At 73.1% G+C, this 20,391-nt stretch carries 17 protein-coding genes; 9 read left to right on the top strand and 8 right to left on the bottom strand.

Going from position 1 to position 20,391, the window contains the following annotated elements:
- Window positions 1-69 precede the first annotated feature (69 nt).
- The 3 genes from ABZ862_RS18620 to ABZ862_RS18610 are packed head-to-tail and all read left to right on the top strand — an operon-like array spanning window position 70 to window position 2,641.
- Window positions 70-1,506 carry a S8/S53 family peptidase gene (locus ABZ862_RS18620; RefSeq protein ID WP_360959282.1) on the top strand — a complete coding sequence of 479 codons (1,437 nt, stop codon included), beginning with the start codon at window positions 70-72 and terminating at the stop codon, window positions 1,504-1,506.
- The gene (locus tag ABZ862_RS18615; RefSeq protein WP_360959280.1) at window positions 1,503-2,141 is read left to right on the top strand and encodes a sigma-70 family RNA polymerase sigma factor; all 639 of its coding nucleotides are present in this window, start codon (window positions 1,503-1,505) and stop codon (window positions 2,139-2,141) included. The genes ABZ862_RS18620 and ABZ862_RS18615 overlap by 4 nt, the downstream gene beginning before the upstream one ends.
- A gap of 5 nt (window positions 2,142-2,146) precedes the next feature.
- On the top strand, window positions 2,147-2,641 hold the full coding sequence (locus ABZ862_RS18610; RefSeq protein ID WP_360959278.1) for a hypothetical protein: 495 nt from the start codon (window positions 2,147-2,149) through the stop codon (window positions 2,639-2,641).
- A 44-nt stretch (window positions 2,642-2,685) separates the two neighbouring features.
- On the opposite strand, the gene ABZ862_RS18605 is transcribed toward ABZ862_RS18610, so the two are convergent.
- From ABZ862_RS18605 to ABZ862_RS18590, 4 genes are all read right to left on the bottom strand, one after another.
- Entirely contained in the window at window positions 2,686-3,492 is an 807-nt protein-coding gene (locus tag ABZ862_RS18605; protein ID WP_360959276.1) for an N-formylglutamate amidohydrolase, read from the bottom strand.
- Between the two features lie 137 nt (window positions 3,493-3,629).
- Window positions 3,630-5,849, bottom strand: a complete 2,220-nt coding sequence (locus ABZ862_RS18600) for an NADP-dependent isocitrate dehydrogenase (RefSeq protein ID WP_360959274.1) — start codon at window positions 5,847-5,849, stop codon at window positions 3,630-3,632.
- Between the two features lie 149 nt (window positions 5,850-5,998).
- Complete coding sequence (locus tag ABZ862_RS18595) at window positions 5,999-6,661, bottom strand: response regulator transcription factor (RefSeq protein ID WP_360959273.1); 663 nt, start codon at window positions 6,659-6,661, stop codon at window positions 5,999-6,001.
- A 2-nt stretch (window positions 6,662-6,663) separates the two neighbouring features.
- Window positions 6,664-7,644: a sensor histidine kinase gene (locus ABZ862_RS18590; RefSeq protein ID WP_360959385.1), complete on the bottom strand. Its 981-nt coding sequence runs from the start codon at window positions 7,642-7,644 to the stop codon at window positions 6,664-6,666.
- A gap of 199 nt (window positions 7,645-7,843) precedes the next feature.
- Here ABZ862_RS18590 and ABZ862_RS18585 point away from each other — a divergent pair, with 199 nt between their 5' ends.
- Window positions 7,844-8,191 (top strand): TraR/DksA C4-type zinc finger protein, encoded by a 348-nt coding sequence (locus ABZ862_RS18585; protein ID WP_360959271.1) that lies wholly within the window; start codon window positions 7,844-7,846, stop codon window positions 8,189-8,191.
- Window positions 8,192-8,230: 39 nt separating this feature from the next.
- Window positions 8,231-8,602, top strand: a complete 372-nt coding sequence (locus ABZ862_RS18580; protein WP_360959269.1) for a hypothetical protein — start codon at window positions 8,231-8,233, stop codon at window positions 8,600-8,602.
- Between the two features lie 111 nt (window positions 8,603-8,713).
- On the opposite strand, the gene ABZ862_RS18575 is transcribed toward ABZ862_RS18580, so the two are convergent.
- From ABZ862_RS18575 to ABZ862_RS18565, 3 genes are all read right to left on the bottom strand, one after another.
- Window positions 8,714-9,808: a mechanosensitive ion channel family protein gene (locus tag ABZ862_RS18575; RefSeq protein WP_360959267.1), complete on the bottom strand. Its 1,095-nt coding sequence runs from the start codon at window positions 9,806-9,808 to the stop codon at window positions 8,714-8,716.
- A gap of 208 nt (window positions 9,809-10,016) precedes the next feature.
- Window positions 10,017-11,549, bottom strand: a complete 1,533-nt coding sequence (locus ABZ862_RS18570) for an amino acid permease (protein ID WP_360959266.1) — start codon at window positions 11,547-11,549, stop codon at window positions 10,017-10,019.
- 85 nt (window positions 11,550-11,634) lie between these two features.
- Entirely contained in the window at window positions 11,635-12,639 is a 1,005-nt protein-coding gene (locus ABZ862_RS18565) for a hypothetical protein (protein WP_360959264.1), read from the bottom strand.
- Between the two features lie 375 nt (window positions 12,640-13,014).
- Between ABZ862_RS18565 and ABZ862_RS18560 the strand changes: the two genes are divergently transcribed.
- The 3 genes from ABZ862_RS18560 to ABZ862_RS18550 are packed head-to-tail and all read left to right on the top strand — an operon-like array spanning window position 13,015 to window position 17,149.
- Window positions 13,015-14,457, top strand: a complete 1,443-nt coding sequence (locus ABZ862_RS18560; RefSeq protein WP_360959263.1) for an FGGY family carbohydrate kinase — start codon at window positions 13,015-13,017, stop codon at window positions 14,455-14,457.
- Complete coding sequence (locus ABZ862_RS18555) at window positions 14,454-15,890, top strand: FAD-dependent oxidoreductase (RefSeq protein ID WP_360959261.1); 1,437 nt, start codon at window positions 14,454-14,456, stop codon at window positions 15,888-15,890. The genes ABZ862_RS18560 and ABZ862_RS18555 overlap by 4 nt, the downstream gene beginning before the upstream one ends.
- Window positions 15,887-17,149, top strand: coding sequence for an NAD(P)/FAD-dependent oxidoreductase (locus ABZ862_RS18550; protein WP_360959259.1), 1,263 nt, complete (start codon window positions 15,887-15,889; stop codon window positions 17,147-17,149). Before ABZ862_RS18555 ends, ABZ862_RS18550 begins: the two co-directional genes overlap by 4 nt.
- Window positions 17,150-17,217: 68 nt before the next feature.
- Here the strand turns inward: ABZ862_RS18550 and ABZ862_RS18545 are convergent, their stop codons facing one another.
- Window positions 17,218-18,168: a lysylphosphatidylglycerol synthase transmembrane domain-containing protein gene (locus tag ABZ862_RS18545; protein WP_360959383.1), complete on the bottom strand. Its 951-nt coding sequence runs from the start codon at window positions 18,166-18,168 to the stop codon at window positions 17,218-17,220.
- A gap of 296 nt (window positions 18,169-18,464) precedes the next feature.
- Here ABZ862_RS18545 and ABZ862_RS18540 point away from each other — a divergent pair, with 296 nt between their 5' ends.
- Entirely contained in the window at window positions 18,465-20,381 is a 1,917-nt protein-coding gene (locus tag ABZ862_RS18540; protein WP_360959381.1) for an ABC transporter ATP-binding protein, read from the top strand.
- The last annotated feature ends 10 nt before the right edge of the window (window positions 20,382-20,391 follow it).

Below are 20,391 nucleotides of genomic sequence, written 5' to 3'. Positions count from 1 at the left end.
GGCTGTATCAACCGCGGGCCGTGACGCTCTGACTGACAACCGCTTCCTGAGGGGGAGGACCGACACCCCATGGCACCACAGCGATTCCACGAGCAGTTCGACCAGATCCAGCGCTCCATGCCCGACGTCCCGCTGGCGATGGGACCGGACGACTCCGCGGAGTTCTTCTACGAGAAGGGCGTGGTCCTGGCCAGGGACGGTGCGGAGGCGGCACTGGTCGAGGACCGCGTGCGCACCCACTTCACCGAGACCACCGGACTCACCGCCGACCATGTGCGCCGCGCCGGTCCGGAGGCCAACCGGTCCGGCATCACCCGTATCCAGGTCGGCGACCCCGGCCACGGCGACCGGCACGGCGACCGTGCCGTCCACCACGCGCTGCGCGCGCTGAGCGAGGCCGAGGGCCGCGCCGGACACCGCCTGGTCAGCCGCAACCACGTGGTGTCCGTCGCCGTCAACGCCTGCCCCGGCGACGAGCCCGTGCCCGCCCCGCTCACCCAGGGCACCAACCCGGCCCCCGCCGCCACGCCCTACGACCCCGACACCGCCGTGGGCGTCCTGGTCATCGACACCGGTCTGATGAGCGACTACCAGGCGTACCCGCTGCTCGCCCACACCCAGGGCGACGCGCAGGTCAGGGAGACGGACGACGACGGCGTGCTCCAGCAGTACGTCGGGCACGGCACGTTCATCGCCGGGCTCGTCGCGGCCGTCGCCCCCAACACCGACATCACCGTCCGCAACACGCTCAACGACGCGGGCGCGATCCTCGAATCCGACTTCGGCACCGCCCTGTTCGACGCGGTCGACGAGCACGGCTGGCCCGACATCATCAGCCTCTCCGCCGGCACCTCCAACGGGCGTACCGACGGACTGCTCGGCGTCGACGCGTTCATGCGCGAACTGCGGGCGCAGGGCACGCTGCTGGTCGCCGCGGCCGGCAACAACTCCAGCGCCACGCCGTTCTGGCCCGCCGCCTACGCCGACCTGCCCGACTACCGGGACGTCGTGCTGTCCGTCGGCGCGCTGCGCGGCGACGGCGAGTTCGGCGCCTGCTTCTCCAACCACGGCTCCTGGGTGCGGGCATACGCCCCCGGGGAGCGGCTCACGAGCGCCCTCACCGGCTTCCACGCGCCCGTGCCGTACGTCTACCGGCACTCCACCTACGACGCCTGCCGCTACGGCTTCACCTACACCTGCACCTGCCAGTCCCCGCGCCACACCGGGCTGTTGAGCGAGGGCCGGGAGGCCACCGGGGCCAAACCGGACCAGGTGATGTTCGACGGGTTCGCCCAGTGGAGCGGTACCTCGTTCGCCACTCCGGTGGCCGCGGGCATGGTCGCGACGCGCATGACGGAGCACAAGGAGGCCGACCCGCGCGTGGCGAGCCGTCAACTGCTCGACGCCACGACCGACTTCGCGGAGGTGCGCGGGGCGCACGTGTCCGCGCTGCGGCCCGCGACCTGGCGCCCGGTGCCGGTCGTGCGGCTCCTGCCTCCGTCATGACGGCCGGAACCGTCCACTCCACGGCGTACGATGTCCTGCCGTACACGAGGGGTGGGTCTGTGGAGCGTGCAGAAGCCGGCGCGTTGGTCCGGTCGGCCGTCGGCGGAGACGCGGCGGCCTGGAAAGCGCTGGTGGAAGGGTTCAGCCCGCTGGTGTGGTCCGTGGTGCGCGCGCACCGGATGTCGGACGCCGACGGGCACGAGGTGTACCAGACGGTGTGGTTCCGGTTCGCCCAGCACCTGGGGCGGATCCGGGAACCCGACAAGGCCGGTTCCTGGCTGGCGAGCACCGCGCGGCACGAGTGCCTGAAGGTGATCAGGAGCCAGACGCGGCTGATGCCGACCGACGACCCGATGCTGCTCGACCGGGTCAGTGACGACCGCACGCCCGAGCAGGCGGTGCTCGACTCCGAGGAGGCGGACGCCCACGCGGAGCAGCTCCGGCGGCTGTGGCAGGAGTTCGAGAAACTGGGCGACCGGTGCCGGCAGTTGCTGCGGGTGCTGATGGCCGCGCCGCCGCCCAGCTACCAGGAGGTGTCCGCGGCGCTCGGGATCGCCGTGGGAAGCATCGGGCCGCTCCGCCAGCGCTGTCTGCGCCGGCTGCGGACCCGGCTCGAAGCGAGAGGGACGGTGTGACCGGCATGAGCGACGACGCCAACGACGGCCTGGACGGCGCTCTCGACAGCGCCCTGGAGAACGCCCTGGACTCCGCCCTGGAGGAGGAGCTGCGCCAGGCGGTGGCGATCCTGGACCCGGTCCCTGCCGAGCTGCGGCACATCGCCATCGAGGCGTTCGCCCTGCACGACATGGACGCCCGGCTCGCCGAGCTGACCTTCGACTCCCTGGTCGACGCCATCCCGGTCCGGGGCGCCACGGAAGCGCCGCGGATGCTGACGTTCACGGCGGGCGACCTGACCGTGGACGTGGAGGTCACCGCGCACGGCCTGATGGGCCAGCTGATGCCCCCGCAGGCCGCCGGGATCGAGATCCTCGGCGGCCCCCACCCCAGCACCCCCGCCACCCTCACGGCCGACCCCCTGGGCCGCTTCACCGGCGACCTCACGGTCTCGGGCCCCTTCGCCCTGCGCCTGCGCACGGACGACGAGGTGATCGTCACGGAGTGGCTGCGCGCGTGAGCGCCGCCGCGCCCGGACCCCGGAACCGGGGTCCGGGCCCGCGCTCAGTGTGTGATCTTGTCGATCAGCGTGGCCAGCGCCGAGGCCAGTGCGTGCAGGCCGGGGCCGTACGGGCCGCCCGGTTCGGTCATGTAGACGTCCCGGCGGATCTCCACCATCAGGGCCTCCACGCGGCGGTCCCTGCCGTAGTGCTCCAGCGGCACGTACGTACCGCTGAAGGGGCTGTCCAGGCCGGTGTCCCCGAACGGGGCGAAGGCCTCCCGGGCGGCGGTCAGCAGCTCGGGCGGGGTGTGGAAGGGGTCCGTGCCCAGGCAGACCGCGGGACGCGGGCCGTCGCCGTGCAGCTCGTAGGGCAGCGCGGCCGTCGGATAGGAGTGCACGTCGATCACGACGGCCCGTCCGGTGACGGCGAGACGGTCGGCGACGGCGTCCGTCATGGCACGCGCGTACGGGTGGAAGTACCGCTCGACCAGCGGCGCGGGGTCGGTGTCCGGCGCCCGCAGCGCCTCGCGGTGCGTGGTGGCCGTGTAGACGGCGCCCATCCCGACGGCGAGCATCTCCTCCCGCTCGTCGGGGAACCGTTCCGGGTCCACGACCAGCCGGGACAGCCGGTTGACGAACCGCCAGGGCGTGAGAGCGGCCGACCCGGCGGCCAGCGCGGCGAGTTCGGCGGTGTGGCCGTCGGTGATGTGGTCCAGCTCGCGCTCCAGCGCCGCGTCGTCCAGCACGATGCCCGCGCGGGCGTCCGGCGGCACGGTCCGCGCCGAGTGCGGGACGTGCAGCAGCACGGGGGAGCCGTCGTCGCCGGGAAGGACGTCGAAGGACGGGGACGGCGCTGCTGCGTCGGACATCGGGCGGCTCCAGGGATCGATTTTCAGCCAACCCGGACATGATACGAAACAGCCGTACGGCCCAGGGCCGGTGGACGTACGGCGCAGGGCCCGCACCCGGTGCGGGTGCGGGCCCTGCGCGGGCGGGCGGCGGCCCGTCAGGCCAGCGTGGCCAGCGCCGCGTTCCAGGTGGCCGAGGGACGCATCACGGCGTCGGCCTTGGCCGGGTCGGGGCGGTAGTAGCCGCCGATGTCGGCCGGCTTGCCCTGGACGGCGAGCAGTTCCCCGACGATCGTCTCCTCGCCGGCGGCGAGCGTCTCGGCGAGCGGCGCGAACGCCTTGGCCAGGTCGGCGTCCTCGGTCTGCGCGGCCAGCTCCTGCGCCCAGTACAGCGACAGGAAGAAGTGGCTGCCGCGGTTGTCGATGCCGCCGACGCGCCGGGTCGGCGACTTGTTCTCGTTGAGGAAGCTCGCCGTGGCCCGGTCGAGGGTGTCGGCGAGGACCTGGGCGCGGGTGTTGCCGGTGGTCTTGGCGTACTGCTCGAAGGACGGCACCAGCGCGAAGAACTCACCGAGCGAGTCCCAGCGCAGGTAGTCCTCCTTGACCAGCTGCTGGACGTGCTTGGGCGCGGAGCCGCCGGCGCCGGTCTCGAACAGGCCGCCGCCCGCCATCAGCGGGACGACCGACAGCATCTTGGCGCTGGTGCCCAGCTCCAGGATCGGGAAGAGGTCGGTCAGGTAGTCGCGCAGCACGTTGCCGGTGACGGAGATGGTGTCCTCGCCGCGGCGGATGCGCTCCACGGACAGCTTCGTCGCCTCGACCGGGGCGAGGATCCGGATGTCCAGGCCCTCGGCGTCGTGCTCGGGCAGGTACGCCTTGACCTTCTCGATGAGCACGGCGTCGTGGGCGCGGTCCTCGTCCAGCCAGAACACGGCCGGGTCGCCGGTGGCGGCGGCACGGGTGACGGCGAGCTTCACCCAGTCGCGGATCGGCGCGTCCTTGGTCTGGCAGGCGCGGAAGATGTCACCCTCGGCCACCGGCTGCTCCAGGACCACGGTGCCGTCCCGGTCGACGAGGCGGACCGTGCCGTCGGCCGGGATCTCGAAGGTCTTGTCGTGGGAGCCGTACTCCTCGGCCTTCTGCGCCATCAGGCCGACGTTGGGCACCGAGCCCATGGTCGACGGGTCGTAGGCGCCGTGCGCGCGGCAGTCCTCGATCACGGCCTGGTAGACGCCGGAGTAGCTGTGGTCGGGCAGCACGGCCAGGGTGTCGTGCTCCTCGCCGTCCGGGCCCCACATGTGGCCGGAGGTGCGGATCATGGCCGGCATGGACGCGTCGACGATGACGTCGGACGGCACGTGGAGGTTGGTGATGCCGCGGTCGGAGTCGACCATGGCGAGGGAGGGGCCGTCGGCGATCTCGTCGTCGATGGACGCCTTGATCGCGTCGCCCTCGGGCAGTGACTCCAGACCCTTGAGGACGGCGCCGAGACCGTCGTTCGGGGACAGGCCGGCGGCGGCGAGGACGGCGCCGTACTCCTCGAAGGTCCGCGGGAAGAAGGCGCGCACGACGTGACCGAAGACGATCGGGTCGGAGACCTTCATCATCGTGGCCTTGAGGTGCACGGAGAACAGCACGCCCTCGGCCTTGGCGCGGGCGACCTGCGCGGTGAGGAACGCGCGCAGCGCGGCGACCCGCAGCACGGAGGCGTCGACGACCTCGTCCTTGAGGACCGGTACGGACTCGCGCAGCACGGTGGTGGTGCCGTCGGCGCCCGCCAGCTCGATGCGCAGCGAGCCGTCCGCGGCGATGACGGCGGACTTCTCGGTGGCGGCGAAGTCGTCGGCGCTCATGGTCGCGACGTTCGTCCGGGACTCACCGCTCCAGGCGCCCATGCGGTGCGGGTGGTTCCTGGCGTAGTTCTTGACGGAGGCGGGCGCGCGGCGGTCGGAGTTGCCCTCGCGCAGCACCGGGTTGACGGCGGAGCCCTTGATCCTGTCGTAGCGGGCGCGGATCTCGCGCTCCTCGTCGGTCTTCGGGTCGTCCGGGTAGTCCGGCAGGGCGAAGCCCTTCTCCCGCAGCTCGGCCACGGCGGCCTTCAGCTGCGGGATGGACGCCGAGATGTTCGGCAGCTTGACGATGTTGGCGGCGGGCGTCTTGGCCAGCTCACCCAGCTCGGTCAGCGCGTCCGGGATGCGCTGGTCCTCCCGGAGGTACTCGGGGAAGACGGCGAGCAGGCGCCCGGCCAGCGAGATGTCGCGGGTCTCCACGGCGACGCCGGCCTGCGCGGCGTACGCCTGGACCACCGGCAGGAACGAGTGCGTGGCCAGCGCCGGGGCCTCGTCCGTGTAGGTGTAGAAGATGGTCGACTCAGTCACCGGGTGCTCCGCTCCACGTCTGCACGTTGCCAACATTGCTCGACATCAAGATATCTCGTGGGCGTTTCCGGTTCGACAGGGGCCCGGCGACGGGACGCTCCCCGCGGCGTGCGGTGCGATGCCCCCGCGGCGTGCGGGGCGGGGGCCGGTCAGGGCTCCACCAGCCCGGCCCGGATCGCGTACCGGGCCAGTTCCAGGCGGTCGCGCAGGCCGAGCTTGCTCAGCAGATTGGCGCGATGCCGCTGCACCGTCTTGACGCTGATGAACAGCAGCTCGCCGATCTCCTTCGACGAATGCCCCTCGGCGACCAGCTTCAGCACTTCCTCCTCGCGCGGGGTGAGGATCTGGTCCGGGGTCTCCTCGCCGTGCCGCACCCGTTCGAGGTAGGTGCGGATCAGCGCGGTGACGGCGCCGGGATACAGGAACGGCTCGTCCCGCATCGCGGCCCGGCAGGCGGCGACCAGATCGCGGTCCGCGACGGACTTCAGCACATAACCGCCGGCCCCGGCCTTGAGGGCCTGGAAGAAGTACTGCTCGTTGTCGTGCATGGTCAGCATCAGCACCCGCAGGTCCGGCTTGAGCGCGGCCAGCTCGCGGGCGGCCTGCAGACCCGTCATCCGGGGCATGGCGATGTCCAGCACCGCGAGGTCCACGTCACGGGTGCGGGCCAGGGCGACGGCCTCCGCGCCGTCACCGGCCTCGGCGACGACCTCCAGGTCCGGCTCCTGATCGAGGATCAGCCGCACGCCGCGCCGTACGAGGGCGTGGTCGTCGGCGAGCAGGATACGGACGGGCCGCGTGCTGTCATGCATGATCAGATCTGAGCTTCCTGGGGGAGGGGCACGGTGAGCCGGATCCGGGTACCGGTACCGGGCGGGGGGACGGAGACGATGTCGAGCGCACCCCCCACCAGCAGGGCGCGTTCCCGCATCCCGCGGATCCCGGCGCCCTCCCGTGCGGCCCGCAGACCGCGCCCGTCGTCGCCGACCGTGAGCACCACGGCGTCACCGGCCCGCCGCAGGGCCACCGTGACGTGCTCGGCGTCGGCGTGGCGGGCGGCGTTGGTGAGGCTCTCCTGGGCGACCCGGTAGAGGACCAGTTCCGTCTCCGGTGACAGGGCGGGCAGAGCGGGGTCCATCCTGCGGGTCACGCGCAGCCCGGTGTGGGTGGCGAAGTCCGAGGTGAGCGAGGTCAGCGCGGCGACCAGGCCGAGGTCGTCCAGCACACCGGGCCGCAGCCGCCGCACCAGCCGCCGTACCTCGTCCAGGCTCTCCCGGGTGATCTCCCGGACCTGCTCCAGCTCCGTGCGCAGGGGTTCCTCCGCCTGGTCCGCGGCCCGCTTGAGCACCAGCAGGACCGCGGTCATGCTCTGGCCGACCTCGTCGTGCAGTTCCTGCGCGATACGGCGGCGTTCGGCCTCCTGTGCGAACAGGGCGCGGGCGCTGCTGGTGGCCCGCTCCTGCTCCAGCCGCTCCAGCATGGCGTTGAAGGTGCGGATCAGCTCGCCGACCTCACCGCCGCCCCCGCCGCTGCCGCCGCCGGGCACGGGCAGTCGCCGGCCGGGGCGCAGCAGGTCCACGGTGGACATCAGCCGGGTCACCCGCTCCAGCGGGGCCAGCCCCCAGCGCAGCAGAGCGGCGTTCGCGACCAGCATCGCCGCGAGCCCGCCCACCAGGATCAGCGCCTCGGTCAGCACCACCGGCACGGAGACGGTCACCGGACCCCACAGCAGCATCGCCGTGGCCAGCCCCAGCACGACGGCGTTCAGCGAGAAGATCCGCCAGTACAGCGACACCGTGTGCTCCGCCTCCTTCCCGGACCTCGCCTTCCCGGACGTCGGCCTGCCTCCACTGTCGGACATGCCGCACCGTTGCGCGTCCGTGTCACCGCCGGACCGGCCCTGCCCAGGAACCCACCGTACGAGCCCGGCAACCCAAGGTAAATGGGTCCTGGAACCCATAGAAACAAAGGGGAACAGCGGGCAGGGTTAAGCCATGAGCCACCTCGACGCCCCGCACTCCCCGCCGTCCGGGACCGGACCGGCGTTGCGCAGCCCCTCCGCCGTCCGCGACACCCGCGCGCGCCTCGAACACGCCCGCAGCACCCGCCTCATCCAGCTCCGGGCCCTGGCCGAGACCGGCGACAGCGCCGCCGACCACCTGGCGGGGCTGCGGCGGTCCGCCATCGAGGACGTCCTCACGGCCGTCGACGAAGCCTTCGCCCGCGTCGACGACGGCACGTACGGCACCTGCCGGAACTGCGCGGAACCGATCCCCGCCGAGCGCCTGGAGATCCTCCCGTACACCCCGCACTGCGTGACCTGCCGGCGCGCCGCGCACTGACACCTGAATACCGGCCCCGACCCCCAAAGGGGTGAAGCGGTGAACCACCCGGCCATCGACCACGACGCCACCCACCTGACGCCCGAGGACCTCGCCGCCCTGCGCGAGAACCTGAACGAGCAGCGTCTGTTCCGCAACGAGCAGCTCGCCCAGCTCGCCCCCGCCCACCCCTCCCGGGCGGACCACTTCCTGGAGCGGCAGGCGGCGGCGCAGCTCGAGGTACGCGTCAAGCTGGCCGCGTCGGCCCGCATGGTCCTGGCCGACGTCGAGGCGGCCCTGCGCCGCATGGACGAGGGCCGCTACGGCGTCTGCCACCGCTGCCGCACCCGGATGGACCGCGAGCACCTCCTGATCGTCCCGCAGGCCCGCTACTGCACCCGCTGCCGGCACCTCAGGGAGACGAGCGGATGACCGCCGTCCACCACCTCGTCCCGCCCCGGCCCCGCTCCGGCCCCGCCACGCCCCCGGCCGCCCTGCCGCCGCTGGGCCGGCATCCCCCGGGCCGGAAGACCCTTGTCGCCCCTACTCCCCTCGCGCCAAGGGCACTTCGTCGTTCTCCTCCGTCTGCCGCTGCTGCGGTATCGACACCGTGCCCTGGGAGAGGGCGACCGTGCGCTGCGGGGCCGGGATGCGGATGCCCTCCTCGCGGAAGCGGCGGTGGAGGCGCTTCACGAACTCGTGCTTGATGCGGTACTGGTCGCTGAACTCGCCGACGCCCAGGATCACCGTGAAGTCGATGCGGGAGTCGCCGAACGTGTGGAAACGGACCGCCGGTTCGTGGTCGGGGAGGGCGCCGGCGATCTCCGTCATGACGTCGGCGACGACCTCGGACGTCACCCGTTCCACATGCTCCAGGTCGCTGTCGTAGCCGACCCCCACCGGTACCAGCACCGTCAACCGCTGTTCCGGGCGGCTGAAGTTGGTCATGTTGGTGCCCGCGAGCTTGCCGTTGGGGATGATGACCAGGTTGTTGGAGAGCTGACGGACCGTCGTCTGACGCCAGTTGATGTCCTCGACGTAGCCCTCCTCGCTGCTGCTGAGGCGGATGTAGTCACCGGGCTGCACCGTCTTGGAGGCGAGGATGTGGATGCCGGCGAACAGGTTGGCCAGCGTGTCCTGGAGGGCCAGGGCCACCGCGAGGCCGCCCACCCCGAGGGCGGTGAGCAGCGGGGCGATCGAGATGCCGAGGGTCTGGAGCATCACCAGGCCGCCGATCGCCAGCACCACGACCCGGGTGATGTTGACGAAGATCGTCGCTGACCCGGCGACCCCCGAACGGGACTGCGTGAGCGCCTGCACCAGGCCCGAGATCACCCGCGCCGCCGACGTCGTCACGGCGAAGATCAGCAGTACCTGGAGTGCCTCGTTGGTGTGGTGCTGGACCGTCCTCGTCAGGGGCAGCACCGCCGCCGCGGCCGCCGCGCCGCCCGCCAGCAGCGCCCACGGCACCACCGTGCGCAGCGCGTCCACGATCATGTCGTCCCCGCTCCAGCGGGTCCGCTTGGCATGCTTGGCCAGCCAGCGCAGCAGGGTGCGCGACAGGAACGCCGCCAGCAGGCCGGCGCCCACCGCGATCCCGGCGAGGATCCAGTCGTCCAGGGTCGGCGTACGGTTCACCGGTCACCTCCGGGCACGGACGGGACGGCGGCGGTGCGCGCCGGGGGCCGGACGGGGAGTGGGGTCACGCTGGTCACGTCTTCACCTGATCAGGTACGCGGGATGTGCGGCGTACCGGCCCACCGGAGCGACGGGGCCGGTACGTGCGCTCATCCTGCCCTATCCCCCAAGGGAGTTCCTACCAGGACCGGAGCCGTACACGGCGCTTTCAGACGATTCCCTCCGCCAGTTCGGCCTGCTCACGGTCCGAGCCGTAGGCCGCGGTGGTCGGGGTGCCGTACGAACGGCGGGCCACGTACCACCACACGCTGGCGAGCACGAGTACGACGGCCAGGGCGATGGACGCGTAGTTCATCGAGTCGACCGTCACCGGCGACGACTGCGGCAGACAGAACAGCACCGTCACCAGCGCCACCCACACCACCGCGACCCAGCCGACCGGCCGGCTCCAGCGGCCCAGGCTCCACGGACCCGGCTGGAAACGGCTCCCCGCCCGCAGCCGCAGGAACACCGGGATCGCGTACGCCGGGGTGATACCGATGACGTTGATCGCGGTCACCGCCCCGTACGCCGTCGCCGAGTACAGGGACGGCAGCGCGAGCACGCCCGCCGTCACGACCGACAGCCACACCGCCGCGACCGGCGTCTGCGTACGGGAACTGACCCGCCGCCACAGCGCCGAACCCGGCAGGGCCCCGTCGCGGCTGAACGCGAACACCATCCGGCTCGCCGCCGCCACCTCCGCGTTGCCGCAGAACAGCTGCGCCACGATCACCACCACCAGCAGCGCGCTCGCCCCGCCCGTCCCGAGGCCGTCCAGGAGGATCTGCGCGGGCGGTACGCCGGTGGCGCTGGCGCGCGTCGCGTCGTAGTCCTGGATCGCGAAGGTCAGGCCCGCCAGCAGCGCGAAGCCCGCGATCCAGGACACCCAGATGGAACGGACGATGCCGCGCGCCGCCGACACCGACGCGTTGGACGTCTCCTCCGACAGATGCGCGGAGGCGTCGTAGCCGCAGAACGTGTACTGCGCGAGCAGGAGTCCGATCGCCGTCACATAGAGGGAGTTGGACCAGCCCGTGTCATTGACGAACTTCGTGAACACGAACGACGCCGACCGGTGGTGGTCCGGCCAGACCGCCAGCGCGCCCACGATCAGCGCCACACCCGCCAGGTGCCACCACACACTGACCGAGTTGAGCACGCTCACCAGCCGCACCCCGAACAGGTTCAGCACGGCGTGCAGCAGCAGGATCGCGATGAAGATCAGCATCGTCCTGCCGGGCGTCGGCTCGAAACCCCACTGGAGATTGGCGAACGCGCCCGTGAACAGGGCGGCCCCGTAGTCGATCCCGGCGATCGCGCCCAGCAGTCCGAGCAGGTTCAGCCAGCCCGTGTACCAGCCCCAGCGGCGCCCGCCGAGCCGGTCGGCCATGTAGTACAGCGCACCCGAGGTCGGATACGCGCTGGTGACCTCGGCCAGCGCCATGCCGACGCACAGCACGAACAGGCCCACCCCCGCCCAGCCCCACAGCATCACGGCGGGGCCGCCCGCGCCCATGCCGAAGCCGTACAGGGTCATGCAGCCGGACAGGATCGAGATCACCGAGAAGCTGATCGCGAAGTTGCCGAAGCCGCCCATACGGCGGGCGAGCACCGGCCGGTACCCGAGTTCGCGCAGGCGCTGCTCCTCGTCGCGCTGCGGGACGCCGACGGGAGCGGGTGGTTCAGAGGTGCTGGTCATGCGGAAACCTCCGAGAAAACGGCAGAGATCCAAGGGGAACGAGGCAGGAAAGGCGGACACCTGAGGAGTCGAACGGGGGCGGTTCTCAGGAGTGGGGCCGGCCCGGGTCGCGGGCCGCCGTCCGGCTGCGGGCGCGGGCCTGCACGAACACCTCCACCGCCTGCCCCCGGTCGGCCGGATCGGCCGTGCGGTACGCCCACGGCAGCGGCGTCCAGTACGGCCCCAGCGCCTCGAACACCCGGGCGGCGTCCGGGAATCGCAGAGCGCCCCACAGCGCGTGCGCCAGATGGTTCAGGTCCAGCAGGGACCGCTCGGCGGGACGGCTCGTCTCGAACCAGGAGTGCAGCGCCAGCTGTGCCTCCCGCGCGGCGTCCTCCGCCACCCAGTGCAGATCGAGCGCCGCGTCCCGCCCGCTGGAGCGCCGGTAACGCTCCACCCGTACGTACAGCGGCAGTATGTGCAGCGCCGAGCCCGGCGGCGCGGTCCCCGACGCCCACTGCGCGTACCCGACCGCCTCCGACAGCCGCTCGCCGGAGCCGCGGACGTAGAGGAACTGAAGCATCCGGTGGTGGGCCTCACGGTTGTACGGATCGCGCCTGCCGGCCTCGGCGAGCAGTCCCCACGGCCCCGGCGGCAGCAGCGGCTCCGGGGCGGTCTCCCGGTGCTCCGGCCAGCTCTGCGCCTTGTCGAGCTGGGCCAGCGCCAGCAGACACACCCAGGGCACCGGGTCGTGCGGCGCGGTGCGGGTGGCGCTCTGGCTGGCGTCCCACGCCTCGATCCACAGTTCGTGCGTACGGCGGTGCCCCTCACGGTGCGCCCGCAGGGCCCGCTCGACCGCGACCCGGGCGCGCATCACCACGGCCGGCACACTGAAGGGCTCCTCCGCCAGCCAGGCGCGCACCACATCGGTACCGGCCGCCGCGGCGGCGAGGACCTGGGTGCGCTGCGTCCACTGCCACCAGTCCCTGGTGTCCTCCAGCAGTACACGCATCGCCATCCAGCGGCCGGTGCGCAGATCCTGCAACGCGGCGCGCAGGGCCACGTCGTTGCCGGCGGGGTCGTACGCGGGACGTGCTCCTTCTCTGGCCATCAGCCGCCCGCCCCGCGGCAGATGCGGGACCCGGCGACGGGGTGGAGTGACAACAGCCCTCCTCTGGGCGGCAGGCGAGGAGATCGGGAGGGGACGGCCGAAACTATAGAGGCGCACGTTCCGTATCACCGCCGTTTCCGGAACGTAGTTAACACGGCTGCCGATGACAGATTCTGAGCATCGGCCGGATCAATCGTGTCACTCAACCCGCTTGACGCACCTGCCGGTTGCCGGCAGACCGGCAGGTGCCGCGACGTACTCGGCGGTGCGGTCGGCGGTGTGCTTGACGCGTGCCCGGCGTGACGGCAGGCTGTCGCGCAGTGATCAGCCCGGACGCGGGGCCGGCCGGCCCGGGAGGGCGCGGAGAGGAACTCGATGACCAGCGCGGTGCTCGCCGTCGACCAGGGCACGTCCGGCACCAAGGCCCTCGTCATCTGCCCCGAACGCGGCGTCATCGGTACGGGATTCGCCGAGGTCCGGCCCCGGTACCTGCCCGGCGGCCGCGTCGAGGCCGACCCGCAGGGGCTCTACGACTCCGTCGTCGCCGCCGGTCACCGCGCGCTCGCCGAGGCGGGCGAACCCGTCACCGCCCTCGGCCTCGCCAACCAGGGCGAGACCGTCCTCGCCTGGGACCGGGCGACCGGCCGCCCGCTGACCGACGCCCTGGTGTGGCAGGACCGCCGCGCCGCCTCCGTCTGCACCGAACTCGCTGATCACGCCGACGAGTTACGCCAACTCACCGGATTACCCCTGGACCCCTACTTCGCCGCCCCCAAAATGGCCTGGATCAGGCGCCGGCTCACCCCCGACGGTGTCGTCACCACCTCCGACGCCTGGCTGGTCCACCGCCTCACCGGCGACGCCTACGTCACCGACGCCGCCACCGCGGGCCGCACCCAGCTCCTCGACCTGGACCGGGCCGAGTGGTCGCCCCGCGCACTCGACCTGTACGGTCTGTCCGCCGAACACCTCCCCGAGGTCGTCGACGCCGCCCGACCGGTCGGCACCACAAAGGTGTTCGGCTACGACATCCCGGTCACCGGACTCGTCGTCGACCAGCAGGCCGCCCTCCTCGCCCAGCGCGTCACCGCCGCCGGCGGCGCCAAGTGCACCTACGGCACAGGGGCGTTCCTGCTCGCCCACACCGGCGACACCCCGCGCCGCAGCTCCTCGGGACTGGTCGGCTGCGTCGCCTGGCGGCTCGGCGGGCGCACCAGCTACTGCCTCGACGGCCAGGTCTACACCGCCGCCTCCGCCGTCCGCTGGCTCACCGGCCTCGGCGTCATCGGCGGCCCCGGCGACCTCGACCGCGTCGGCGGCACCGTACCGGACAGCGGCGGCGTCACCTTCGTACCGGCCCTCGCGGGACTCGCCGCCCCCTGGTGGCGCGGCGACCTGCGCGGCTCCCTCACCGGCCTCGGCCTCGACACCGGCCCCGGACACCTGGTCCGCGCCCTGTGCGAGGGCCTCGCCGCCCAGGTCGCCGAACTCGCCGACGCCGCCGCGGCCGACCTGGGCACCCCGCTCGGCGTACTGCGCGTCGACGGCGGCCTCACCCGCTCGGCACTGCTCATGCAGACGCAGGCCGACCTGCTGCAACGCCCCGTCGAGGTGTCCGAGCTGCCCGACGCGACCGCCCTCGGCGTGGGCGCCCTGGCCCGGCTCGGCGCCGATCCACGGCTGACGCCGGCCGACGTCCTGCCCGAGGGGAAACCCGCCGCCGTCTACGAACCGCGCGTCCCGGCCGACGCGGCCGCCGAACGGCGGGCCCGGTTCCGGGCGGCGGTGGCGAGCATGCTGGAGGGAGCGGCCGTATGACGGAACGCAGCGCAGACCCGGCCACCACGGGTGAGGTCACCGCCGAGGGCCCGCTGCCCGCGGCGGTCTACGACGTGGCGGTCGTCGGCGCGGGTGTCGTCGGCTGTGCGATCGCCCGCGAACTCGCCCACCACCGGCGCCTGCGCATCGCCCTCGTCGAGGCCCAGGACGACGTCGGCCAGGGCACCTCCAAGGCCAACACGGCGATCCTGCACACCGGCTTCGACGCCGCCCCCGGCACCCTGGAGGCCCGCCTCGTACGCGAGGGCAGCCGCCAACTGGCCGCCTACGCGGCTGAGTCGGGCATCCCCGTCGAACGCACCGGCGCCCTCCTCGTCGCCTGGGACGAGGAACAGCTCGCCGCGCTGCCCCGGTTGGCCGAGAAGGCCGCCCGCAACGAGTACCGGGACACCCGGCTCCTCGGCATCGACGAGCTGTACGCCCGCGAGCCGCACCTCGGCCCCGGCGCGCTCGGCGCCCTCCACGTCCCCGGCGAGAGCATCATCTGCCCCTGGACCACCACCCTCGCCTACGCCACCCAGGCCGTCCGAGCCGGAGTCGACCTGCACCTCAACTCCCCGGTCACGCACGCCGGTACAGCGGACGGCGTGCACCGCCTCACCACCCCCCGAGGCACCCTCCGCGCCCGCTGGACGGTCAACGCCGCCGGACTGCACGCCGACACCCTCGACCGCGTCCTCGGCCACGACGACTTCACCGTCACCCCGCGCCGCGGACAGCTCATCGTCTACGACAAGGCCGCCCGCGACCTCGTACGGCACATCCTGCTGCCCGTCCCCACCGCCCTCGGCAAAGGCGTCCTCGTCGCTCCCACGGTCCACGGCAACGTCCTGCTCGGCCCCACCGCCGAGAACCTGACCGACAAGGCCGCCACCCACTCCACCGCCGACGCCGTCGCCGCCCTCCGCGCCAAGGGCCGCCGCATCCTCCCCGCCCTGCTGGAGGAGGAGGTCACCGCCGTCTACGCCGGGCTGCGCGCCGCCACCGAGCACGACGACTACCGCATCACCGCGCACCCGGGGCAGGCGTACGTCACCGTCGGCGGCATCCGCTCCACCGGACTCACCGCGTCCATGGCCGTCGCCGCCCACGTCACCACCCTGCTGACCGGCACCGGCCTGGACCCCGGCCCGCGCACCGCCCTCGCCCCGGTCACCATGCCCGCGCTCGGCGAGTCGACACCGCGCCCGTACCTGCGGGCCGCCCTCATCGCCGCCGACCCCGCGTACGGCACCCTCGTCTGCCACTGCGAGCGCGTCTCGCGCGGCGAGATCCGCGACGCCCTGGCCAGTACGATCCCGCCGCGCAGCGTGGACGGGCTGCGCCGCCGCACCCGGGCCCGCGCGGGCCGCTGCCAGGGCTTCTACTGCGGCGCGGCGGTACGGAACCTGTTCGAGGAGGCCCGGCCGTGAGACCCGTGAGCGACGTCAGCCCCGCGAGCACGACCCCCGCACGCACGGTGGACGTCCTGATCATCGGCGCCGGACCCGCCGGCCTGTCCGCCGCGACCCGGCTGGCCGGTGCCGGAGTCGCCCGCGTCGAGGTGCTGGAGCGGGAGCAGCAGGCCGGCGGAGTCCCGCGACACTGCGCCCACAGCGGCTTCGGCCCCTGGACGCGCCCGCGCACCGGCCCCGCGTACGCCCGCCGGCTCGCCGAGACCGCCGTACACGCCGGAGCGACCCTCCGTACCGGCGTCACCGCCCTCGACTGGGAAGCCCCCCTCACCCTGACCACGGTCGGCCCCGGCGGCCCCGAGGCGATCACGGCACGGGCGGTCCTCCTCGCCACCGGCGCCCGCGAACGCCCCCGCGCCGCACGCCTGGTACCCGGCACCCGCCCCGAAGGGGTCTACACGACGGGCGAGTTGCAGCAGGCGGTCCATCTGCACGGACAGCGCGTCGGCACCCGGGCCGTGGTGATCGGCGCGGAGACCGTCTCCTACGCGGCGGCGGCCGCCGTACGCGCCTCGGGCGCCGAAGTCGTCGCCATGGTGACGGAGCTGCCGGACGCCCAGACCGACCGGGCGCTCGCCCGGTACGCCCGCCTGGTCCGGGGCGTGCCGCTCCTCACCCGGACCACGGTCACCGAACTCCTCGGCCAGGGGCGCCTGTCGGGCGTACGCGTCCGGCACCGGGACGGCCGTACGACCGTACTGCCCTGCGACACGGTGGTGTTCACCGGCGACTTCGTCCCCGACCACGAACTGGCCCGCCGTACCGGCCTCACCCTGGACCCCGGCACCCGCTCCCCGGCGGTGGACGGCCAACTGCACACCTCCCGCCCCGGAGTCCTGGCCGCCGGCAGCCTGCTGCACCCCGCCGAACCGGCGGCCACCGCCGCCCGGGAGGGCGTCCGGGCGGCCGGGGCGGTGCTGGAGTGGCTGGTGAACGGGGACTGGGCCGAGTCGGTGCCGATCGTGCCGGAGCCCCCGCTGCGCTGGATCGCCCCGCACCGGGTGACCCCGGCCGACGACCTCCCGTACGTCCTGCGCACCGCCGTACCGCTGACCCGGCCCGTCCTCCACGTCACCCAGAACGGCCGGCTCCTCCACACCGAGCGCTCCCACCGGGGCACGGTCCTGCCCAACCGCCCGCTGCGGCTCCCGGCGCGCTGGACGGCCCTGGTCGACCCGAAGGGCCCGGAGGTACGGGTGACGGTCGCGGCGGAGTGAGCCGGGCCGTGGGGGAGCGGGCGGGCCGGACCGGTCCGCCGGACCCGTGTCCTCTCGGACGGGCCGCCTCAGATGACCTTGAACCGCACCAGCGCCCCCAGCGTCAGCGCCCCCGGGACCAGCGGCACCCACACGGTGATGATCCGGTAGGCCAGCACCACCGCCGTGGCGAGGGCGACCGGCCCGCCCGCCGCCACCAGCGCCAGGATCAGCGCCGCCTCGACGGACCCGATCCCGCCCGGGGTCGGCACCAGCGCCACCGCGACGGTCGCCGCCAGATACGCCAGCGCCATGTGCGTGGGCGGCACCGGAAGACCGAGCGCCGTCCCGACGGCGGCGAGACCGGCGGCCTGGAGGACCGGGAAGGCGAGCGACCCGCCCCACAGTGCCAGCGCCCGCGCCGGACGGGTGTGCACCGACCGCGCCTCGCCCAGCGCCGTCCGCAGGAAGCCGGTCACGGCCGCCCGCAGCCGCCGTACGAGCACCAGCGCGGCCACCGCGGCGACGAGCACCGCGACCGCGGCGCCCAGCAGGGGCCCGGACAGGCCCGCGGGGAGGAGACCGCCGAGCCGCAGCGCGTCGGGGAAGACGACGAGCAGCACGGCCAGCAGCCCGACGCGGGTGACGCTCTCGGCGAGCAGATAGAGCGCGAGGGCGGCGGAGGAACGGGCGAGCGGCACCCCGCACACGGTCATGAAGCGCAGATTGACGGCGCTCGCGCCGAGCCCGGTCGGCAGCAGGTGGTTGGCCGCTCCGGCGGCGAACTGGGTGACCAGCAGCCGTCGTTTGGGCAGCGGCTGGACGACGGCGCCCTGCCGGGTGAACGCGGCGGCGACCCACGTCAGACAGGTCGCGCCGCCCGCTGCGAGCAGCCACGGCCACTCGGCGCCGCGCAACTGCCCGAAGCCCTCGACCAGCACGGAGCGGTGCCGGACGGCGACGACGGCGACGAGGAGGAGCGGGACCAGGGTGAGCACCTTGCGGACGGGGACGCGACGGTGGAGGCCGGGCCGGGGCAGGCCGGGCCCGGGGAGGACGGGCTGGGGGAGAGCGGGCTGGGGGAGAGCGGTCACATCCGAAGAGGGTCTCCGCACCGCGCCAACGGCGGGTTGCGGCGGCGGGACCGGCGCGTTACGGCCGGAAAGCGGCTGGGCAGGCGGGGTCGGCTTCGGAGACGGGGGAAGCGGCGGGGGCGGGGTCAGGAGACCGTTCGGCGGACGCATGGGATCCCTTCGGACAGGAAGGCCGGGACAGGGCAAAGGGACGGAACATTGACCTCAACGACGCTTGAGGTCGTACGTTGCATCGCATGAGCATGGAGACGACGGCCTGGACGCAGCTGCACAGCGTCATGACCGCACAACAGGAGCGCCGCCCCTTCGCCCGCGCGACGCTGCGCCGCATCGGCGCGTTCGCCCGCCCGCACCGGATGCGCATCGCGCGGTTCGTGGCGCTCGGGGTGGTGACGGCGCTGCTGGCCGTGGCCACGCCGGTGCTCGCGGGCCACGTCGTGGACGCCATCGTGTCGGACGGCAGCGAGCAGACCGTCGTACGGCTGGCACTGCTGATCGCACTGATCGCGCTGGCCGAGGCGGCGCTCGGCATCCTGGGACGGCGACTGTCCGCGACGCTGGGCGAGGGCCTGATCCTCGACCTGCGGACGGCGGTGTTCGACCACGTCCAGCGGATGCCGGTGGCGTTCTTCACACGTACTCGTACGGGAGCGCTGGTGTCACGTCTCAACAACGACGTGATCGGCGCGCAGCGGGCGTTCAGCAACACGCTGTCGGGCGTGGTGAGCAACGTGGTCACCCTGATCCTCACCCTGATCGTGATGCTGACCCTGAGCTGGCAGATCACGCTGCTGGCCCTGGTGCTGCTGCCGGTGTTCGTGATCCCCGCCCGCCGGATGGGCAGCAGGATGGCGCGGATGCAGCGCGAGGCGGCGGGGCTGAACGCCGAGATGGGCACCCGGATGACCGAGCGCTTCTCGGCACCCGGCGCCACGCTGGTGAAGCTGTTCGGCCGCCCGGACGAGGAGTCGGCGGAGTTCGAGGCGCGCGCGGCGCGGGTGCGGGACATCGGCATCCGGACGGCGACGGCGCAGACGGTGTTCATGACGTCGCTGACCCTGGTGTCCGCCCTCGCGCTGGCCCTGGTCTACGGCCTCGGCGGCTGGTTCGCCCTGCGCGGCACCCTGCAGCCGGGCGCGGTGGTGTCCCTGGCCCTGCTCCTGACCCGCCTGTACGCACCGCTGACGGCGCTGGCGGGGGCGCGGGTGGAGGTGATGAGCGCGCTGGTCAGCTTCGAGCGGGTCTTCGAGGTACTGGACCTGAAGCCGCTGATCGAGGAGAGCCCGGCGGCGGTGGAGGTCCCGGCGGGCCCGGTGGCGGTGGAGTTCGACGACGTCCGCTTCTCGTACCCGTCGGCGGACAAGGTCTCCCTCGCCTCCCTCGAAGAGGTGGCGGTCCTGGACGACCGGGGCGGCGCGGAGGTCCTGAAGGGCATCTCGTTCCGCGCGGAACCCGGCCGCACGGTGGCCCTGGTGGGCTCTTCGGGCGCGGGCAAGTCGACGATCGCGCAGCTGCTGCCGCGCCTGTACGACGTCGACTCCGGCGCCGTACGGATCGGCGGCGAGGACGTACGGAACCTGACGACGACCTCACTGCGGGCGACGGTCGGCATGGTCACCCAGGACGGCCACCTCTTCCACGAGACGGTGCGCGAGAACCTGCTGCTGGCCCGCCCCGAGGCCGACGACCCGGAACTCTGGGACGCGCTGACCCGGGCCCGTCTGGACGACCTCGTCCGCTCCCTGCCCGACGGTTTGGACACCGTCGTCGGCGAACGCGGCTACCGCCTCTCCGGCGGCGAACGCCAGCGCATGACCATCGCCCGCCTCCTCCTGGCCCGTCAGCGCGTGGTCGTCCTCGACGAGGCCACGGCCCACCTCGACAACACGTCGGAGGCGGCGGTGCAGGAGGCGCTGACGGAGGCGCTGGAGGGCCGCACGGCGGTGGTCATCGCCCACCGCCTGTCCACGATCCGCTCGGCGGACCAGATCCTGGTGATCGAGGCGGGCCGGGTGGCGGAACGGGGCACGCACGAGGAACTGCTGGCGGCGGACGGCCGGTACGCGGAGCTGTACCGCACCCAGTTCGCGGAAGCGGGCACGCCGCTCACGGACGCGGACGTGCTGCCGGAACCGACGGCGCTGGCGGAACCGGCGTGAGCAGTGTGGG

The organism is Streptomyces sp. NPDC047000, from assembly GCF_040644295.1.
In the GTDB taxonomy this organism is placed as follows: domain Bacteria; phylum Actinomycetota; class Actinomycetes; order Streptomycetales; family Streptomycetaceae; genus Streptomyces.
This window is presented reverse-complemented; position numbering and strand designations above follow the sequence as displayed.

Coding starts and splice junctions, on each gene's coding strand:
- ABZ862_RS18620 (WP_360959282.1), top strand. CDS start 70: ATGGCACCACAGCGATTCCACGAGCAGTTCGACCAGATCCAGCGCTCC.
- ABZ862_RS18615 (WP_360959280.1), top strand. CDS start 1,503: ATGACGGCCGGAACCGTCCACTCCACGGCGTACGATGTCCTGCCGTAC.
- ABZ862_RS18610 (WP_360959278.1), top strand. CDS start 2,147: ATGAGCGACGACGCCAACGACGGCCTGGACGGCGCTCTCGACAGCGCC.
- ABZ862_RS18605 (WP_360959276.1), bottom strand. CDS start 3,492: ATGTCCGACGCAGCAGCGCCGTCCCCGTCCTTCGACGTCCTTCCCGGC.
- ABZ862_RS18595 (WP_360959273.1), bottom strand. CDS start 6,661: ATGCATGACAGCACGCGGCCCGTCCGTATCCTGCTCGCCGACGACCAC.
- ABZ862_RS18585 (WP_360959271.1), top strand. CDS start 7,844: ATGAGCCACCTCGACGCCCCGCACTCCCCGCCGTCCGGGACCGGACCG.
- ABZ862_RS18570 (WP_360959266.1), bottom strand. CDS start 11,549: ATGACCAGCACCTCTGAACCACCCGCTCCCGTCGGCGTCCCGCAGCGC.
- ABZ862_RS18565 (WP_360959264.1), bottom strand. CDS start 12,639: ATGGCCAGAGAAGGAGCACGTCCCGCGTACGACCCCGCCGGCAACGAC.
- ABZ862_RS18560 (WP_360959263.1), top strand. CDS start 13,015: ATGACCAGCGCGGTGCTCGCCGTCGACCAGGGCACGTCCGGCACCAAG.
- ABZ862_RS18555 (WP_360959261.1), top strand. CDS start 14,454: ATGACGGAACGCAGCGCAGACCCGGCCACCACGGGTGAGGTCACCGCC.
- ABZ862_RS18540 (WP_360959381.1), top strand. CDS start 18,465: ATGGAGACGACGGCCTGGACGCAGCTGCACAGCGTCATGACCGCACAA.